The organism is Dictyobacter halimunensis (assembly GCF_036245075.1).
In genome coordinates, this window is the sequence record NZ_BSRI01000002.1 from 849,167 (window position 1) to 867,899 (window position 18,733).

Annotated in this window: 13 protein-coding genes and 1 pseudogene; 9 read left to right on the forward strand and 5 right to left on the reverse strand. The window is 53.8% G+C overall.

What is annotated here, in order from left to right; genetic code table 11:
- Positions 1 to 393 precede the first annotated feature (393 nt).
- The 8 genes and pseudogenes from AABA21_RS17550 (at position 394) to AABA21_RS17585 (ending at position 7,314) form a co-directional block, all read left to right on the forward strand.
- Positions 394 to 1,620, forward strand: a complete 1,227-nt coding sequence (locus AABA21_RS17550; protein WP_338252390.1) for a helix-turn-helix domain-containing protein — start codon at positions 394 to 396, stop codon at positions 1,618 to 1,620.
- A 406-nt stretch (positions 1,621 to 2,026) separates the two neighbouring features.
- Entirely contained in the window at positions 2,027 to 2,497 is a 471-nt protein-coding gene (locus AABA21_RS17555) for an SRPBCC family protein (RefSeq protein ID WP_338252392.1), read from the forward strand.
- Positions 2,498 to 2,535: 38 nt separating this feature from the next.
- Positions 2,536 to 3,732 carry a hypothetical protein gene (locus AABA21_RS17560; RefSeq protein ID WP_338252395.1) on the forward strand — a complete coding sequence of 399 codons (1,197 nt, stop codon included), beginning with the start codon at positions 2,536 to 2,538 and terminating at the stop codon, positions 3,730 to 3,732.
- A 197-nt stretch (positions 3,733 to 3,929) separates the two neighbouring features.
- Positions 3,930 to 4,088, forward strand: a pseudogene (locus AABA21_RS17565) (2Fe-2S iron-sulfur cluster-binding protein); the annotation flags it as partial.
- Between the two features lie 199 nt (positions 4,089 to 4,287).
- Complete coding sequence (locus tag AABA21_RS17570; RefSeq protein WP_338252398.1) at positions 4,288 to 5,649, forward strand: cytochrome ubiquinol oxidase subunit I; 1,362 nt, start codon at positions 4,288 to 4,290, stop codon at positions 5,647 to 5,649.
- A gap of 18 nt (positions 5,650 to 5,667) precedes the next feature.
- Complete coding sequence (locus tag AABA21_RS17575; protein ID WP_338252400.1) at positions 5,668 to 6,717, forward strand: cytochrome d ubiquinol oxidase subunit II; 1,050 nt, start codon at positions 5,668 to 5,670, stop codon at positions 6,715 to 6,717.
- A 4-nt stretch (positions 6,718 to 6,721) separates the two neighbouring features.
- Positions 6,722 to 6,958 (forward strand): hypothetical protein, encoded by a 237-nt coding sequence (locus AABA21_RS17580; protein ID WP_338252402.1) that lies wholly within the window; start codon positions 6,722 to 6,724, stop codon positions 6,956 to 6,958.
- A complete protein-coding gene (locus AABA21_RS17585; protein ID WP_338252404.1) occupies positions 6,955 to 7,314 on the forward strand; it encodes a hypothetical protein in 360 nt (119 codons plus the stop codon). Before AABA21_RS17580 ends, AABA21_RS17585 begins: the two co-directional genes overlap by 4 nt.
- Before the next feature lie 146 nt (positions 7,315 to 7,460).
- Here the strand turns inward: AABA21_RS17585 and cydC are convergent, their stop codons facing one another.
- Both cydC and cydD read right to left on the reverse strand, forming a co-directional pair.
- Entirely contained in the window at positions 7,461 to 9,242 is a 1,782-nt protein-coding gene (cydC, locus tag AABA21_RS17590; protein ID WP_338252406.1) for a thiol reductant ABC exporter subunit CydC, read from the reverse strand.
- Positions 9,239 to 11,002 carry a thiol reductant ABC exporter subunit CydD gene (gene cydD / locus AABA21_RS17595; protein ID WP_338252408.1) on the reverse strand — a complete coding sequence of 588 codons (1,764 nt, stop codon included), beginning with the start codon at positions 11,000 to 11,002 and terminating at the stop codon, positions 9,239 to 9,241. Before cydD ends, cydC begins: the two co-directional genes overlap by 4 nt.
- Positions 11,003 to 11,448: 446 nt before the next feature.
- On the opposite strand from cydD, the gene AABA21_RS17600 reads away from it, so the two are divergent.
- Positions 11,449 to 13,239 (forward strand): thiamine pyrophosphate-requiring protein, encoded by a 1,791-nt coding sequence (locus AABA21_RS17600; RefSeq protein ID WP_338252410.1) that lies wholly within the window; start codon positions 11,449 to 11,451, stop codon positions 13,237 to 13,239.
- A gap of 300 nt (positions 13,240 to 13,539) precedes the next feature.
- Here the strand turns inward: AABA21_RS17600 and nrfD are convergent, their stop codons facing one another.
- Genes nrfD through fdh form a run of 3 tightly spaced genes read right to left on the reverse strand, consistent with a single transcriptional unit; the run spans position 13,540 to position 18,638 of the window.
- Positions 13,540 to 14,643: an NrfD/PsrC family molybdoenzyme membrane anchor subunit gene (gene nrfD / locus AABA21_RS17605; protein ID WP_338252412.1), complete on the reverse strand. Its 1,104-nt coding sequence runs from the start codon at positions 14,641 to 14,643 to the stop codon at positions 13,540 to 13,542.
- Between the two features lie 6 nt (positions 14,644 to 14,649).
- Positions 14,650 to 15,426 (reverse strand): 4Fe-4S dicluster domain-containing protein, encoded by a 777-nt coding sequence (locus AABA21_RS17610; RefSeq protein WP_338252414.1) that lies wholly within the window; start codon positions 15,424 to 15,426, stop codon positions 14,650 to 14,652.
- A 20-nt stretch (positions 15,427 to 15,446) separates the two neighbouring features.
- The gene (gene fdh / locus AABA21_RS17615) at positions 15,447 to 18,638 is read right to left on the reverse strand and encodes a formate dehydrogenase (RefSeq protein WP_338258453.1); all 3,192 of its coding nucleotides are present in this window, start codon (positions 18,636 to 18,638) and stop codon (positions 15,447 to 15,449) included.
- Positions 18,639 to 18,733 lie beyond the last annotated feature (95 nt).

Sequence of the window (18,733 nt, forward strand, 5' to 3'; positions counted from 1 at the left end):
GAAAAGGAAGCAAAACATTTTTCGCTGTTACCTTCAGCAATTCTCCTTTGATATAGATTTGCAAGCTATTTAGATTCCAATCTTGCAGTGTCTCAAATTCCTACTGCATCATCATTGTAAGTACCGTGATCGTTTACGTGAACGCTTACGAATCAGGGTGAGTAATGGTAAGATACTAATCAAACCCGTTTTAAATGTATTGTAGTTACTCCCTATCTGACTCGCAATGGTACTTACTTAGACATAGCGCGAGCAGATAGCAGCATCATCTAATGGCGAAAAACAGGTTGCAAGATACTCCAACGATGGTGATGGAAATATCGACGCAAGAACATTTGTGAGCATGACGCTACAGAGCCGGTTACAATACCGGAGTCATTGGAGGACGCACATATGACGCCGAATCGTCGCCTGAAGCAGGCTCGTGAACTACGGGGGTGGTCACAGGCCAAAGTCGCGGAACTGATCGGAACGGACGCCACTACAGTGAGCCGCTGGGAGCGGGGCCTCTTTTATCCAACCCCCTACTTCCGTGAGAAGCTATGTGTGCTTTTCGCGAAAAACGCGGAGGAGCTGGGGCTCCTTGATACCACGTGCCAGCCTGAGAGCACACCAACAATCAATAAAGCTGGTTCTGAACCCGCAACCAGTACGATCGTTCCGCTGATACCGCCATCCTGGTCTGATCGCTCCGATACATTTTCCTACATCCTGCATAGCGCTGTTCATGATCACCAGGCTCACATTCTCTGGGAAGATGCGTATGTGCGCGCATTGCGCGGCCAGCATATGGAGGCGCAGCAACTCGGAGAAGCTAGCATGAACGCATTTGAACGGATCGGTCACCTGAATGCGGCGGCAATCCGCGAGTGGCTCAATCAACGGGAATTCTCCTCCCAGTCACAGGCAAGCATGCCTCCACTTACCCCAACCACTCACACCGGGCAAAGTAAGCGTGCGGCAAAGTCCTTCATGCACACCATAAAAAGCGGGATGACGCTTTTCCTGCTACTGATATCGATATTCGCCGGAATCGCTTTCGTCTGGTCCCGTACCACCTCGCCTATGGCACAAAGCTCGGCCTACGCGGCCTCAAATACTCCTGGTCGAGCGAAGATAGCAGCAGATACCCTGAACCCAAAGGGGAGTATAACAGCATACGCGACGCCAACTCCGGTGCCCACTTCTTCGTCCACAGGCAGCGCTCATACATCCGTGGTTGCCACGCCAACTGTGACGCCCATGCCACCGGCGCCAGTCTCGACTCCTACTCCTGTCTCTGGCACAGGCTCAGCTTCAACATCTTCATCACCCATATCCTCCCTCAGCGCAAAGGTACTTCCGACCAGCGTAAACCCACAGGTCTGCTACGCGGAACCGCTTGGGAATCGTTGTACCCTGACAGTGTGGCTGTTTGGATCCAGCAATGAACCATTTACCTGGTCGGTCAGCAGCAATATCCCGGTCCAGTTTAATCCAACCGGCGGCACCGGGACCATGAGGCAACCGACACAGATCATCGCCTATGTTCAGGGTTCACCAGGCCAGAGTGGTCAGTTCGTGTTCACATTCCATACACCTGGTGGAGACAGCACTGCGATCAGCAGCTGGCATGGCTGAGCCTGCAATCTCAGACAACGATATATTTGCATCATGTCGAATTGAAGAGGGTGGGAAAAGGCCACAAAGGCCTTTTCCCACCCTCTTCAGCATCCACAAAAATATAGGTAGGTAAACCTTTCCAGGGCTGGTATGGTAGAGGGAGAGAAGGAAATGTCATCAAATAAAGTTGATCTCCAAATATACAACGATGTAAACTAATATACGAAATACCCACTTAGCCTGTATATCCATAAATACTCCTTACGTATTTGAGACATATTAATAATCGTTCCCATTACCATCTGGACCTGGAAAAGAAGTACATATATATTGTCAAATAAATATTTAATTGTTATAGTATATTAAATCTCTTCCTGTTACTACTATAGATATTTATATAATGGGCGAACGAAAGGATATAACCATGGCTCAATCATCATTTGAACAGGATATTTTTATACACGCCTCGCCAGAAGAGGTTAAAACATTTCTATCTACCCTGGACAATCATACCCAGATTCACCCACTGATTGTAAATATTCGGCATACACATACAAGTACCGCTCCGGATGGCACAACGATCAACCACTACGTCATTCGCGATCGCATGAAGCAGGGACCTTTTCTTATGACATTCTCCTATCGTGTTGAGATGAGCATCAACGCGCAGGGGACCATTGTCTATGATGCCCATCAAACTCCAGGTATCTACCTGCATAACACGACGCAGTGCCTGGCTGAAGGGGGCGGCACACGTGTCAAAGAAAGGGTTGAGATTACCTCTCCAGGGCTGCTGGCAAAAACGGTGTATACCCAGGCTCTGGCCTCACATCAAGAAATGTTCATCAAGCTAAAGCAACTTCTCGAAGAGAGATATACCAGAACTGTATCCTGAGGTCGAAAGGATAGGGAAAAGCAGAAAGAAGCAAGACAATGTTACAACCTTCTATGCACGAACAACCTGTAGACCACCAACCAGCTCCAAAGAAAGCCTCGCTACCCCGTGTCAACTGGTGGATACGTCATACAAGCTGGGGCTGGGATCAGCCCCAGGACACCATTGAGCAACGTGAAAAAACGCGCCGCAGTCGCCTGATGGCCTGGATCTTCCTGGCCATGTTAGCATGCCTGGCGGTATTCACTTTTTCTATATTTAGTGATCGGGCATCGGCGATTACCGTGGTGGCCACGGCTATTTGTGTGCTCATTGCCATCGTACTGAATCGCAAAGGATTTGTTACCATAGCCGGAACATTTCTGGTTGTGTTGACTATCGCGGCGGTCATGGCCGTGATTGTTGGCTCTACCGATGGAAAGATCCACCTGGTCTATCTGCCAGCCTTCGACATCCTTGTGGTCTCGGTCATTCTTGGGGCCTCGATTCTGCCGCGTTACGCGGCCTTTATCATCGCCCTTGTGAATGTTATTTTGATCTATACCGATCTGCTACTCCAGCCCTGGTCTCCTGACCTGCATCAGGCCATCGCTCAATACGGTATGCCGGTTATCGCGGGGCGACCGGTCGCGATCCTGATCGTTGCCGCCATCATCGCCTTCCTCTGGACGCGTGGCATGGACCAGGCAATCCGGCGTGCGGACCGCGCTGAGGAGTTGCGCGCCCTGGAGCAACGCTTCAAAGAATCGGAGGCCGAACATGCCAGGCTTATCGAGGAATTTATTCGCAATGTGATTACAGCGGTTGAGGCGCTTGCCAACGGACAAGAAGGGACGGTGCAATTGCCACCCAACCATCCACTCCAGGGGCAGGCGGCATTCGTCAACACACAGCTCAAGCAGTTCTACAGGCTCAAGCAATCCAATAGCATCGCCAATGAACAGGCGCTGCATGCCGCCCGCATACTTTTGACGATGTTGCAGCGCATCAATAACGACCAGGTCATGATCAACGGGCTCGATCCAAGGCAATTTACAACACAGGTGCCAGTCATTGATGAGATTGCAAGGTACCTCTACTACTTCCTGCATGGGCAACGTGTTCCACAACAATCACCGGTGGCAGGACCATACGGAGCCGGGGTAAGTCCTAGCCAGCAACGCTTTACCAATCCTAACCAGCATAACACCAATCCCAATCGGCGTTCGATGTATCCCAATCAGCGATCATGGTAGGAAGAAAGAAGCCTCCCAATCGCTGGCTCGTCCGTATGGACGGGCCAGCGGTTTTTTTCTCTTAACTCGCCATCATTATCCTCGCAGATGCTTTTCTTTTCTCTGCCAGAGCGCCCAACGTTACTTTTCTCAACCAACGCCGTGTACGTGGGTAGGAAAAAGATGAAGAGAGAGAAATTGAGGCTATCATGAAAAACGTTATTCTTTTCATCAATGGACAAGAGCATGTGTTGCAGATTGATCCACGGGTGACGCTCCTTGACGCGCTACGCGAATATCTGGACCTCACGGGAACCAAGAAGGGATGTGACCATGGGCAGTGCGGTGCCTGCACGGTCCTGGTTGAGGGGCGGCGGTGCTAACAATCTGCGCTCCAGACTCCAATAACCTGTAGTTTTGTCGTCTGTCCGCATGGTACAGATGAGATACGAATTAGCGCTGATATCCGTGTTATAGCATGAGGACTGTTGAGCCCACCTGCCAGAGGGCAAGGCCGATACTATTTATGATGAGGATGGTGAGACAGCCCAAAAAATACTAGAGGATTTTACTGCTATGTTCTGGACCAATCTTCTCGCCGCACGTACCCAGATGGGCGTCTCTTTTGTCTTCCATATCATCTTTTCAGTGCTGGGCGTTGGTCTACCGGTCCTGCTCTGCATCTCCGAGGGGCTGGCACTTTTCCGTAAAGATGCTCATATGATGATGCTCGCCCGTCAATGGACGCGCGCCTTCGCCATTCTCTTCGCCATCGGCGCGGTTTCCGGCACCATTGTTGAGTTTGAAATCAGCCTGGTCTGGCCTATTTTCGCGGGTAAGGCGGGCGCGATCATCGGGCTTCCGTTCGCGACCGAAGGTTTCGCCTTTTTTATGGAAGGCATCTTTCTTGGCCTGTATCTCTATGGCTGGGGACGGCTCTCACCAAAGGCACACTGGCTCTGCTCATTCCCTATCGTGCTCAGCGGAAGTAGCTCTGCCTGGTTCATTACCAGCGCCAACTCATGGATGAATTCGCCCACTGGCTTCCAGATGGTCAATGGAAAGGTGACCAATATTGATCCCTTCGCCGCTATCCTGAATCCCAGCACGCCATTTGAGACGGTACATATGATTCTGGCCTGTTATGTCGCGACCGGCCTGGGGGCCGCGGCTATCTACGCCTTCGGCATGCTGCGTGGTAAGCGCGATGATTATCACCGTCGTGGCCTGCTCATTGGACTCGCGCTAGGGGGAATCGCCATTCCACTGCAGATTGCATGCGGAGACTTAAACGCGCGCTCGCTCGAAGATACGCAGCCCGCCAAGTACGCCGCGATGGAGGGGGTGATGCAGTCAGGCAATGGCTTGCCGCTCTATATCGGCGGCATACCAGATCCAAACACGAAACAAACGCGGTACGCGATCATTATTCCACAGGGCGAAAGCTTGCTATCCCATTTTACTATCAATTCTCATACAACCGGCTTCGATGCCTTTCCACCCGCCGATCGGCCCGATCCGGTCCGCGTTCATCTCGCCTTTGATGCCATGGTGGGCTGTGGATTTTTCATATTCTTCATCAGCGCGCTCTTCTGGTTTCTCTATCTTAAGCGCAAAGGGAGGATTCCAGAAAATAAGTGGCTATTACGAGGCGTGATCGTGGCCGGAGTGTGTGGATTTCTGGCGGTTGAGCTTGGCTGGATCACGACCGAAGAAGGCCGTCAGCCATGGATCGTCTATAATATTATGCGCGTGGGAAGCGCGGTTACGCCCAATCCATTGATGACTATCAGCCTGATTGTCTTCTCCTGTATCTATATTCTGCTCGGAGTGACCCTGGTAGCCTTCTTAATTCTGATAGCCCGTCGCAGAGAAGCACAGCGTTCGTGGTCTGAACTGATTGTGAAAGATACCGTAAAAGCTGAACCTATCAAATAAATAAAGGAGCACCATTTCATGATTCTGGCATATGCGGTTGCGGTCCTGCTCTGGCTCTCCTTAATCATCTATGCTGCTCTGGAGGGGGCTGACTTTGGAGGCGGCGTCTGGGACTTGCTGGCCTTTGGTTCTCAAAAAGAGCCGATGCGCAACCTGATTAAAAATGCCATCGGGGCGGTCTGGGAGGCAAATAACGTCTGGCTGACATACCTCATCGTCGGCCTGATGACGGCATTCCCGTTTGTCGCCCAGACACTGACAACGGCATTTTTCATCCCGCTGGTGCTGATCCTGATCGGCATTGTGCTGCGTGGCGCCGCGTTCGTTTTTCGTACCTTCAGCGCAAATACCAAACTGGTGAGCACGGCCTGGGGCCGGATCTTTAGTATCTCAAGCACGTTTACGCCTTTTCTCTTCGGGGCGATGGCCGCGGCGGTCTCCAGTGGGCAGGTCCGTATCGTGAATGGACAGCCCCCGGTGGGTCTGGTCAGCGTCTGGCTGACCCCATTCGCGATTGTCGTTGGTCTGATGGGTATCGCGCTGAGCGCTACCATCGCCGCCACCTACCTCACGGTCGAGGCGCAAGGACAGGGTGATACCGCCATGATGGAGGCCTTCCGCATTCGTGGTCTCATCGCGGGAGGTGTCATGGCAGCGTTAGGCGCCGTGGGCATCGCGCTCTCTCCCTGGCAGGCCCCCATTCTCTGGGGAGGGATGATCGCTCATGCCATATGGGCCGTGGTGATTACCGTTCTGCTGGGTCTGGCGGTCGCCTGGGCCCTTTTCTACCGGCACTATCGGCTCTCGCGCCTCCTGATGATCATTGAAACAGGGGCCCTGCTCGGCACCTGGGGATTAGCGCAGATTCCATACATTATTCCTCCGGATCTGACCGTCGCCAATACGGCCAGTCCCCAGACGACGCTGACAGAGCTCTTCATTTCGGCGCTCATCGGCATGTCTATGCTCATCCCCTCGTTCTGGTTCCTTTTCCACGTCTTCAAAGGGGCGCTCGTCATGCCGCCGATCCGCGAAACAGAAGTCAGAGAAGAAGGTGAAAGGAGTTAACATAATGACGCAGAAACAACTCATTGAATCCATTCTCGTTTATTCATTGATCCCGCTTTTCACGATTGGACTCCTTTTTCTGGTGGCGATCATCGCTCATTATCAGCAGGGCTTGCTCGCGCAGAATCCTCTGAAAAAAACTGAACGATCGTTTTCGCCCCTTCCCTACATTGTAACGGCGCTCCTGTTCTTGCTGTTTACGCTGGGGGCGGTTGCCAGTAGCAGAAGGAAAAAGGGATGAACCAATCATTGCATTCAAGTGCACAACAGAAGTCACAATCACAACGGCAACTGGAGTTTGAGCAAGAGGAAAAGCTCTCTGCTTCCGTCAAAGCTGAGGAAGAGTTAACGAGACAGATGGAGGGGGCACTGGCCAAAGCCCTGATCTTTCTCAGCATAGCCTGGTTTTTTCTGACGGTCGGGGTGTTTACAGTCAATCCAGTGGGCCCTGTCGGCATATTCTCTCTGTGCGTAGGGATTCCTTGCGTGATCATCTGTATCACCTACTTTATCCGTTATGAACGGTTCACGCTGAAGATTCTGCGCCAAAGAAAAGATAGAGAGGCCATCGAGAAGCTACAAAAACAAGCCCAATAGGTTCGAGCCTTGCGCCCGATTTAATCCCTATGGACGATTATGCACGTATTAAGAATGAATGAGATGGGGATGATGCGGTAGACATTACGTGCATAAGAAACGCAAGATACCGTCTCTTCCCCTATACCCATAATGTTGTCCAACACCTACCAGCGCTCTGTCTCCAGAACCTGTTGTTGCTGCGTCCAGAGATGCCAGTATAAACCCTCGATCTGCAAGAGCTCATGATGCAATCCCCGCTCGATGATCCTCCCAGCCCGTAGTACCAGGATTTCGTCCGTGTGCTCAAGCCCGACCAGCCGATGGGTAATGATGATGGTTGTGCGTCCACGCATAAATGTGCGCAGTAAATCGAGAATGCTTTGTTCGCTAACGGCATCCAGGTGCGCGGTAGCCTCGTCCAGAATCAGCACAGGCGCGCCTTTGAGGATAACGCGGGCAATGGCCAGGCGCTGGCGCTCGCCTCCGCTTAATTTAACCCCCTGCTCTCCAATGCGCGTCTCGTAACCATCGGGGAGTTCCTGGATAAAATCGTGCAGGAGAGCCTGTTTCGCGGCCTGCTCAATCTGCTCCTGCGTGGCATCGGGACGAGCAAGGAGCAGGTTTTCGCAAATGGTCGCATTAAAAAGGTGGGGATGCTGCTCAACGACCCCAATATAGCGATGAATATCCTGCTGTCCCAGCGCCTGCAATTCTTGCCCGCCCAGCGTGATTGATCCCCGTTCATATTCCCAGAAGCGGACCAGCAGACTCGCTAGGGTCGATTTCCCGGCACCACTGGGGCCAACAATAGCCAGGCACTGTCCCTGCTTAAGCGAGAAGTCCAGGTCCTTGAGAACGTCTTCCCCCTGTTCCTGGTAACGAAATGACAGGTGCTGTACCTGTATATCATAGTGATCGAGAGCAGGGGCCGGCGTCTGGGGATCACGCACAGCGGGCGGCTCCTCGGCGACCGAGAAGAGCCGGCGCGCAGCGGCGATGCTATTGCCAAGTTGCTGGGCAGCATTGGCTAAGGGACGGATGGACTCGAAGCTGCTGAGGGCGGCCAGAATGATCAACGCGAGATAGATACCGTTTAGCTGGCCGGTGCGAATGAGAGGGATGGCCACCAGGATCATCGCCCAGGCACATCCATCCGATAGCATGATATCCAGACCCTCACGCAGGCCACCGATACACGCCTGCAGAGCCTGGTAATGAACAAGCTCGCGATTGAGCCTCAGCGTTCTCTGCAGCTGCTCATGGTCGCGATCGAAGATCAATAGATCCGCGACACCTTGAATGCTATCTACCAGAGAGGTATTTAAGGCCGCGCGCGCCATAACCAGGCGCTGTCCCAACCTCCGGCTCATCCAATACAACAGTATGGGTATGACGATTCCTCCCAGGAACATGAAGGCAAACAGGACCAGGGCGAAACGTATATTATAAGCTCCCAGAATAAAATACATGCCCACACCAATGATCAGCGCGATAGCGGGTGGTGAAATGACACGCACATAGAATTCCTGCAGCATCTCGACGTCAGCCACCAGCCGACTCAGCAGGTCTCCACTGCTGTAGCTCACCGACGCTATAGAGCCTTCAGAGGGCGCCAGGCGGGCCGGGACCAGCGGCTCCAGCGCCCGGTAGAACCAGACCCGGAACCTCGCCAGCAGACGAAAGGTGAGGTCATGCGAGATCAGTCGTTCAATGTAGCGCACAACGCCACGAAGAACGCCAAAGATACGCACACCAAGCATGGTAACCGCCAGCGCACTGAGTGAGGGATGCTGTGCCGCCACAGAGATGAGATAGGCGGAAAGCGTCATCAGGCCGATGCCGCAGACGATCGTCGCCAATCCAGCAACTATCGCCAGCACCATCCAACCCGCCAAAGGCTTGAGCTGGCGCAACAGGCGCCACAGGATAGTAGGTGATGCACTCATTCTTCCCCATCCTTCCTTTCCGCTACCTGATAGCTCATCAGCAATTGCTGATACATCTGTGATTCCTGAAGCAGTATGCGGTGATCGCCGCGCGCCACCAGGTGTCCCTTATCAAGCACGATAATCTGGTCGGCATCGAGCACCGTCCGCAGGCGATGGGCGATAACCAGCACCGTGCGTCCCTGCCGAAGCCGGGCAATGGAGTCCAGAATCTGGCTCTCGTGCTCAGAATCCAGGTACGAGGTCACCTCGTCCAGAATAACGAGGGGGGCCTGCTTCAAGAAGGCCCGTGCCAGGCTGAGGCGCTGTGCTTCTCCACCGCTGAGCCGGGCACCACGCTCTCCGATGACGGTCTGATAGCCCTGGGGCAACTGGCGAATAAAGTCATCCGCATGGGCGGAGCGAGCCGCCTCAATCACCTGCTCCATCGTCGCCGAGGAAGATCCCAGGCGAATATTTTGCTCGACCGTGGCGTTAAAGAGATAGGGATGCTGGGGGACCCAGGCCACCTGCTCACGCCAGGTAGCACGCTCGATATCTGGCAACGGTTGATCTCCTACCAGAATACTCCCCTCATCAATATCAATGAAGCGTAACAATATCTGTACGAGTGTGCTTTTACCGGCCCCGCTGGGTCCTATGAGCGCGACCTTCTGCCCGGCATTAATCTGAAATGAGATGTCATGGAGTGCGGGACGCTGGCCATCATAGCTATAGCTCACGTTCTCCAGCCGAATGGCACCCCATGTAAACGGTGCCGACGCGCTAACCTCTTTGGAGCCATGCTCTGCAACAAGAGACGTATCTACAGGAGCCGGCGTTTCCAGTATTTCGACGATGCGCTGAACCGCCACTGAACCCGTCATCCCCGCATGATACTTCGTTGCCAGCAACCGTAAGGGTTGGAAGAACTCAGGTGCCAGCAGGAGGACAAAGAGCGCTGTAAAGAAGGACATATTGCCTATAAGAAGCCGCAGTCCGACCTCTACCGCGACAATAGCGGTACTGATGGTGGCGCATTCTTCAAGTACAAAGGACGAAAAAAAAGCGATGCGCAACGTACGCATCGTGGTCTGGCGAAAATCGTCACTGACCCTCTGTACCTCAGATGCCTGCTCCTCACTACGTCCCAGCAGTTTCAAGGTGGTCAGACCCTGTACCGTATCAAGAAAAGCGGCGCTCATCACGCTCAAGGCGCGCCAGTGCTTCTTTGTCTCGGCGCCCGCCATCATGCCAGCCATCGCCATCAAAAAGAGCAGAATGGGAGTCATGATCAGCAGGATAATGCCAGAGGGAAGATCCGTCCTGATCACCACAAAAAATATGACCACGGGAACGATACAGGACAGGAAAGCTTGCGGTAGGTACTGACTAAAATAGGGGTCCAGCGCTTCCACACCCTCGACGATGGTGTTAATCAATTCACCGCTGCGTTCTCCCCGCGTATAGGCTGGCCCGGCCGAGAAGATATGTGTAAGCAGCCTGGTGCGCATATTGATTTTGAGGCGCCCGGCCAGCCGATTGGCCAGCCATGTATTCCCCCAGGTAAGCAATGCGCGAATCAGAATGATCGTTAGCAACAGCAGCATCGGGGACCAGACCTGCTGCATATGCTGAGAATCCAAAAAGACTCCGCTCACGACATAGCTGAGGTTATAATCTTGCCAGATAATCAGGCTACCAGCAACAGAACCAATAAGAATGATGATCGCCAGATAGTATCTCGCCTCCGGTATTTGTCGTAATAACTTCTTGAACATCTTCATATCCGCATGCCTGTCTCTCCTTCTCTTTGTACCCTTTAAGCCCCGAAGATATAGCCCGATCCGCGCTTGCCATGAGTTATACCTGACTTGCCGCCCACATTCATGAATAATATATCTTTTCTGCCTCCTCATGTATTCATCTGTATCACGAGCAAGCTCGGACAAAAGGTAACAATGTTCACCATTGCCTCTACACATGCCGTCTTCAAAAAAGCCAGGGAAGCAAAAGCCTGTTTGTTACGGAAATACACCGTTATTCGTGTCTCATCTGTGGTGCCAAGAGAAAAGACTAACGTCCCATGCAGATCAGAATAGAAGTATTATTTTGCTCTCATGACCCTCTCCTTCTAACCGTCTTATGACCAAATTAGTTTATAAATGTCACGATGGCCACAATACCGACGAAAACATTTCGAACGGAATAGAAAGGTAGAAAATAAATGGCAGATAAAGTAAGTGATTTCCTCTTAAAGCGACTCTCGCAATGGGGCGTTAAGCTTATCTATGGCTTTCCCGGTGATGGCATTAACGGCATTCTGGGAGGACTGGAGCGCCACCAGGATATGTTCCAGTTTGTACAGGTTCGCCATGAGGAGGAAGCGGCCTTTATGGCCTGCGCGCACGCCAAGTATACCGGCGAGGTCGGTGTCTGCATGGCTACCTCCGGTCCCGGCGCCATCCATCTCTTAAACGGCCTCTATGACGCCAAGCTGGACCATCAGCCGGTGGTGGCCATCGTAGGGCAGTCCGCGCGCATGGCGATGGGCGGCAACTATCAGCAGGAGGTCGATCTGCAGAACCTGTTTAAAGATGTCGCCGGCGAATATGTGCAGACCGTCATGGACGCGGCACAGATGCGGCAGGTGATCGATCGCGCCCTGCGCATAGCCCAGTCGGAGCGCACCGTAACCTGCGTGATCATCCCCAAAGATGTACAGGAGCTCGATGCTGTCGAGGCACCACCACACGTCCACAATTCGGTGCATACAGGTACGGGCTACTTCCGCCCCTATGTGACCCCCACGCAGGAACAGCTGCAGCAGGCGGCTGATATTCTCAACGCGGGATCCAAAGTGGCCATGCTGATCGGAGCTGGAGCCAAAGGCGCGGACGAAGAGGTCAGTGAGGTCGCCGATCTGCTAGGCTGTGGCGTCGCCAAGGCGCTGCTGGGCAAAACCGCACTACCTGACGACCTGCCCTTTGTCACCGGAGGTATCGGATTGCTAGGAACCAAGCCTAGTTGGGATATGATGATGAACTGCGATACCCTGTTGATGGTCGGTTCCAGCTTCCCCTACTCGGAATTTCTACCCAAGGAGGGGCAGGCGCGCGGTGTCCAGATCGATATCGATGGGCGCATGCTCAGCCTGCGCTATCCCATGGAACTGGCCCTGGTCGGCGATAGTAAGCAGTCTTTACGGGCGCTCATCCCCTTACTCAAGCGCAAGACCGATCGCGACTGGCGCAATAAGATTGAAGAGAATATCCGTGACTGGTGGAAGCTCATCGATGAACGAGCCCATCAAAAAGCCAATCCGATCAATCCGGAATTGGTAGCCTGGGAGCTTTCGCCTCGCCTGCCCGAAAATACGTTGCTGAGCGCCGACTCGGGCACCACCGCCAACTGGTATGGGCGCGATATCAAGATTCGCAAGGGCATGATCGGCTCACTATCAGGAAATCTGGCAACGATGGCGGCTGCGGTTCCCTACGCGATCGCGGCCAAATTCGCCTATCCCGATCGGCCAGTAGTCTCGCTGACAGGAGACGGAGCCGTCCAGATGCTCGGCATCAACGGCTTTATCACAGTCGCCAAATACTGGCAGGAGTGGAGCGATCCGCGCCTCATCTTTGTCGTTTTCAACAATCAGGACCTCAACCAGGTCAGTTGGGAGATGCGTGTAGAGGCCGGGAACCCGATGCTCCCCCTCACCCAATCCATTCCCGATTTTCCTTTTGATACCTTTGCCGATTCCATCGGTTTGATGGGCATTCGCGTTGATAAGCCAGAGGATCTAGGACCGGCCTTCGACCAGGCTCTCTCAGCCAACCGTCCAGTCGTAATGAACGTCTACACCGATCCCGAAATTGAGACGCTGCCACCGCACATCACGATTGAGCAGGCCAAGAAGTTCGCGGCCGCCCTGGTCAAAGGAGATCCCGAAGAGGCCGGTATCGTTACCAAATCGATGAAGGGCGTCATTGAGGGTGTTTTGCCACATAAAGGCTAACATTCGCAGAAACGCTTTTCACATCTGAAAAATCAGATGGAAGAGTGGATGTCCCGAAACCAAAGGGAAACGCCTGGAACAGATCGGGGGCTGCTGGAACAATAGTCGCACGTGGCCAGAGGAAGACCAGCAGAAAAAGTCACCACAAAGGCATGACAATAGTAAACATAGCGCAGCATAATATTATAAAGGAAGCCATGTAACCAGGGAAAATGCGCAAAGCGAAAAGGAGAGCGGGGCCAGCCGTTGAATACTTCTGGCCCCGCTCTCCTTTTCGCCACTGTGAAAGTTTAGAACAATCTATTTATGGCCTTCATGCCACTCGGTTGTATTATACTCGTGCGTATCAGCTGTGGAATCAGCGGATTTCCGTCCCGCGCGCACCCACTCCATACGTAAGATGAAGCCACCGATCAGCACTAGCAAGGATGATGCGATGGTCAGGGAACGAGAGTCAGTCTTCCTGGCCAGCCGTTTCCCGATGTTCAGGCTCAAAGGTAAGGCCATGCCAGCCCCAACCGAGCCGACGGTAAAGAGCAGCGAGCTCTTGCCTTTGAAAAGCGGCTTCCCAAGTGATCCCAACATAGGCACTAGGGATGCGATCAGGCCCAACTCGCTCGCAGTGGTAATCAACTCGGCCCGCTCTAAGCGCTCAACCGTATCGTGTTTGGGACGACCAAACGAAAGGATCAGCGACAGAGCAGCCAGCGCTGTTGAAAGACCCGAGGTCACAAACAATGGTCCCAGCACGCGCCTGGCCCTGGCCCAGATGGGTACCGCTGTCGAGGAGAGCAGTACACCCGTGTAGGAACCAACGAACAATCCCAGGATCGATCCCACAACCTCGAGCAGCTTCACCGGGATCAACTTGTTCGCCAACCAGGCCAATGGCTTACACCAGTTGAGCAGACCGTCGCTAGCCGCCTGGTGAACGGTCACCAGTCCATTACAAAGGCCAAAGGTCGTGATGCCCCATGTTCCCAAAGACATCACCGAGCGCAGCTTAAAGACGCGCAGCATATGCAAGAACCGCTCAGGGCGGCCCAGGTCTTTAATCAAGAGTACCGGGCTGATCAGGATCGCCACGAACGAGAGGTAGCGTCCCGCGCGCACCAGAGGAGCATCGCGCTCGGCGCCAAAGAAGTGCGCGATGGACGACACCAGAAATGCGCCACCGCTCAATCCTCCCAGGAAGAAGTAGAGCATGATCTCCCACGTCCAGTGCGCTTTCTTGAGCAAGGGAATGTTATAGTACGTATCCGCCGGGCCCTTCCACTCGATGCGCGAGTCGACAAGTGGGGTGCTCGTCTTTGGCTCATCTGAAAGGTCAGGCACCTTGTAGCCGACAACGGTACCAGCCCCATTGCGGATGTCTTGTGATTGCGCTTCATTATACTTATCCATCAACCATTACCTCTTTCGTGGCCATAACGACACCACGGTCGTCAGCGTCACAAAGCTGGCCATCACCAGGCTGGCAAAGAAACCGGTGGCGATATTATCCTGTGGCAGCTTCGGTTTCTCCGGCAGATTATAGGCGGATGGCCGATCGGTCAGCAGGAAGAATGCGTTGAGATCCCCCACCGACGTATCCTCATCCACGCCATAGAGGTACGCGCTCTCTTCTCCACGCTCATGCAGTTCCTGCACGCGCCCCTTCGCTTTAGTCCGCAGATCGTCGACATCACCAAAGGTAATCGAATCGGTCGGGCACGCCTTGGCACAGGCCGGCTCGATGCCAATCTTCTGTCGATCATAGCAGAGCGTACATTTGAAAACTCGTCCATCATCCATCTTCTGATCGATGACCCCAAAGGGGCACGACGGCACGCAATAGCCACATCCATTACAAATGTCCGGCTGCACATAGATATCACCGAATTCGTTGCGAATAATCGCGCCGGTGGGGCATGCCTCCATACAACCGGGATTGGCGCAGTGCTTACACACATCGCTCATCATCAGCCAATCGGTCATCTTGCCGCTCTTGTCCTGCTGGACATGTGGCTTCTCCACGAATGCCACGTGCCGCCAGGTCGTCGACCCGAGCATTTTGGTATTGTCGTAGCTGTTGCCGGTCCAATTGTAGCCGTCGGCAGGAAGTTGATTCCACTGCTTACAGGCAACCTCACATGCCTTACACCCGATACACAGCGTCGTATCGGTAAAAAAGCCCATATGGCCCATGTGGCCTCCTTTCTTCCTGCCTACTGCTGCTTTTTCTCTTGTTCCGGAGCACGATAGATCGGATCGGTATGGCGAGAAAGATCGCTACCGGCTGTTGGATACAGCTTCGAGTGATGGCGGCGTCCGGCCCGGATATTGCAGGTAAACGACTTCGCCTCGTGCATGCTAACATTGAGATCAGCTACCAGCAAAGCCAGATCATTGACAATATCCCCTTTCACCACACCCTGATAGCCCCATTGGAAAGGGATGCCAACCTGGTGCACAATGCGCTTGCCCATGCGCAGCGGTCGCATCCGATCGGTTACCAATACCCGAGCCTCAATCTCGGCACGCGCTGTCCAGATGACGATCCAATCGCCATTCTTCACCCCATGCTTCTCCGCCAGCTCGGGACTGATCTCAGCGAACAGCGATGGCTGCAACTCCGAAAGCCAGGGGATCCAGCGCGTCATGGCACCACCAACGTGATGCTCGGTGAGGCGATACGTCGTAATCGCATACGGATAATCGGGATTGTCATTCCCCGAGATACGATTATCGGGGCGCGGCCACATCTTGACGACAGGATTATGCGAGCGCTTGGGATAGAGCAGATTCGTCACAGGCGAATCGATCGGCTCGTAGTGCGTCGGCAAAGGACCATCGGCGATGCCACGCGCGACATAGAGCCAGCCACAGCCATCCGCCTGCATGGTAAAGGGCTGGGCGCCCGAATGCGCATCCATTCCCATTCCCTTGGGGTCGGCCGGCTTATCAGGAGCCTTGGTTTCAGGGAAATCTGGGATATCATAGCCAACCCAGCGTCCCTTCGAGCCGTTCCCATTGTCGTGCTCGGGGTCCCACCAGAGGTACTTCTTGCGTTCTGACCAGGGCTTGCCATCGGGGTCAGCGGACGCGCGGTTATAGAGGATGTGGCGATTCGCCGGCCAGGTAAAGCCCCAGTTCGGGCTCACATACTCATCCGCCTGCCTGCTCTTGGAGAGATTCTTCCCCTCCTCGGGCATGATGCCGCCCCAGATCCAGCAGCCGCTGGCCGTGCTGCCATCGGCCTTTAATCCGTTAAAGCTGCTCACAACCTTCCCGTCGGCGACCGTGTAGCCATTGATCTCTTTGACAATATCATCAACCACCGGTTCGCGGCTGGGTCCCTCTCGCCGATAGGGCCAGGTAAGATCAAGGATCGCGCGATCCTTTGGCCTGGTGCTATCTTTGTAAAACTCTTTAACGCGCTCATAGAGCTCACTCACGAACCAGTTTTCTGAACGCGCATCATCTGGCGGCTCGACCGCCTTCTCACGATACTGAATCAGCCGCTGTGTATTGGTAAAGCTGCCCTCTTTCTCCACGTGGCCGGCGGCCGGGATGAAGAAGACTTCTGTGGGAATCGTCTCCGGATCCATCCCTTCTTCTTTCCAGAAGGTCGAGCTCTCGATCTCAAACAGATCGCGCACCACCAGCCAATCAAGCTTGGAAAGCGCCTCGCGGTGGAAACGGCTATTGGGGCTGCCGACCGCGGGATTCTCACCCATCAGGAAGAATCCTCGTACCTTACCATCCATCATATTGACGAAGGTTGGAATCTCAGAATGATCGCCGGTAATCTTCGGCAGGTAGTTATAGGCGAAATCGTTCTCTTTGGTGGCCGCATCACCATACCAGGCCTTCATGAAACTGATAAAGTACTCTGGGTAATGATGCCACCAGCCGGTATCCTGGGTGGCATGGTCCAGGTAGGTCTTGAGATCAAGCTCATTGCGGCCCGCGTGAGGCATCACGAGATAGCCGGGGAGAAGGTCATAGAGCGTCGCGATATCAGTCGAACCCTGGATGTTGGCATGTCCACGCAAGGCCAGCACACCACCGCCGGGTCGACCAATGTTGCCCAGCAGCAACTGGAGAATGCTTCCGGCTCGAATCATCTGGACACCAACCGTGTGCTGCGTCCAGCCGACTGCGTAGATCAGCGAGGTCGTACGCTCGCGACCGGAGTTCTGCACCAGCGTATTGGCGATCTCCAGGAACACATCCTGCGGCACGCCGGTAATCTGCTCCACTACCTCTGGCGTATAGCGCGCAAAGTGGCGCTTCAAAACCTGCAGCACACAGCGAGGATGCTGCATCGTCTCATCGCGTTCAACCTGGCTGGGATGCAGATGGGGCAGCATACCTTTGCCCTCCATCCCAGAAGGCATCACCTGCTGTTCGTCATGATGTTCTTCGGAAGCGCGCTTAGCCTCATCGGAATTTCCATCCTGTTTAAACTCATCCTTGAGCTCCATCTGCCAGCTCTCGCTGTTATAGATGTCTCTCTCTGAATGTAAACCGGAGAAAACCCCTTCCAGGTCTTCTGTATCCTGGAAATCTTCTTTGACGATCGATGTGGCATTGGTATATGCCTTGACGTACTCTTTAAAGTAGAGCTCATTTTGCAGCACATAGTTAATGATGCCACCAAGAAAGGCGATATCGCTACCCGTGCGGATTGAAGCGTGAATATCGGCCATCTGCGAAGTACGGGTAAAGCGCGGGTCAACGTGAATAATCTTCGCGCCCCTCTTCTTGGCGGCCATGACAAAACGGAAGCCGACCGGATGACATTCGGCCATATTGCTTCCCTGGATCAGAATACAATCGCTATTTTGAATGTCCTGCTGGAACGTATTGGCGGCACCACGGCCAAAGCTTGCGCCGAGACTCGGCACTGAGGCGCTGTGTCATATACGGGCCTGGTTCTCGATGCTCACCATACCCCAGGAATGGAACAGCTTGGTAATCAGATAGTTCTCTTCGTTATCCAGGGTCGCGCCACCCAACGAGCCTATACCCAGCGTGCGATTGATCGGCCGGTTATCCTCATCAACCTCCTCAAAGGTCGCTTCGCGCGTCTGATACACACGCTCGGCGATGCGCTGCATCGCCCACTCAAGCGGCTTCTCTTCCCAATCCCGGGCATAGGGCGCGCGGTACTTCACCTTCGTCACGCGATTGGGATTATTAACTAACCCGAAACTGGCCGATCCCTTGGGACATAAGGTGCCACCGCTGATCGGGCTATCGGGATCGCCCTCAATATCAATGACCTTGTCGTCCTTGACGTAGACGCGCTGGCCGCAACCAACAGCACAGTACGGGCAGACGCTGCGGAACATCTTCGCGTCCTCAATACGGGGTTTGAGCTCTTTACTATGCTTACTGATCGGATTCGGCACAACCCCGACATGGGACTGCAGTGTATCACTGATCTTGCCCTTCGAAAGGCGTTCAGCGAGCCGACCAAAAGTCGTCGCAAATACAGCCATCTCTA

Excerpts from the sequence above, each read along its gene's own strand:
- AABA21_RS17550 (WP_338252390.1), top strand. The coding sequence starts at position 394 with ATGACGCCGAATCGTCGCCTGAAGCAGGCTCGTGAACTACGGGGGTGG.
- AABA21_RS17555 (WP_338252392.1), top strand. The coding sequence starts at position 2,027 with ATGGCTCAATCATCATTTGAACAGGATATTTTTATACACGCCTCGCCA.
- AABA21_RS17560 (WP_338252395.1), top strand. The coding sequence starts at position 2,536 with ATGTTACAACCTTCTATGCACGAACAACCTGTAGACCACCAACCAGCT.
- AABA21_RS17570 (WP_338252398.1), top strand. The coding sequence starts at position 4,288 with ATGTTCTGGACCAATCTTCTCGCCGCACGTACCCAGATGGGCGTCTCT.
- AABA21_RS17575 (WP_338252400.1), top strand. The coding sequence starts at position 5,668 with ATGATTCTGGCATATGCGGTTGCGGTCCTGCTCTGGCTCTCCTTAATC.
- AABA21_RS17580 (WP_338252402.1), top strand. The coding sequence starts at position 6,722 with ATGACGCAGAAACAACTCATTGAATCCATTCTCGTTTATTCATTGATC.
- AABA21_RS17585 (WP_338252404.1), top strand. The coding sequence starts at position 6,955 with ATGAACCAATCATTGCATTCAAGTGCACAACAGAAGTCACAATCACAA.
- cydC (WP_338252406.1), bottom strand. The coding sequence starts at position 9,242 with ATGAGTGCATCACCTACTATCCTGTGGCGCCTGTTGCGCCAGCTCAAG.
- cydD (WP_338252408.1), bottom strand. The coding sequence starts at position 11,002 with ATGTTCAAGAAGTTATTACGACAAATACCGGAGGCGAGATACTATCTG.
- AABA21_RS17600 (WP_338252410.1), top strand. The coding sequence starts at position 11,449 with ATGGCAGATAAAGTAAGTGATTTCCTCTTAAAGCGACTCTCGCAATGG.
- nrfD (WP_338252412.1), bottom strand. The coding sequence starts at position 14,643 with ATGGATAAGTATAATGAAGCGCAATCACAAGACATCCGCAATGGGGCT.
- AABA21_RS17610 (WP_338252414.1), bottom strand. The coding sequence starts at position 15,426 with ATGGGCCATATGGGCTTTTTTACCGATACGACGCTGTGTATCGGGTGT.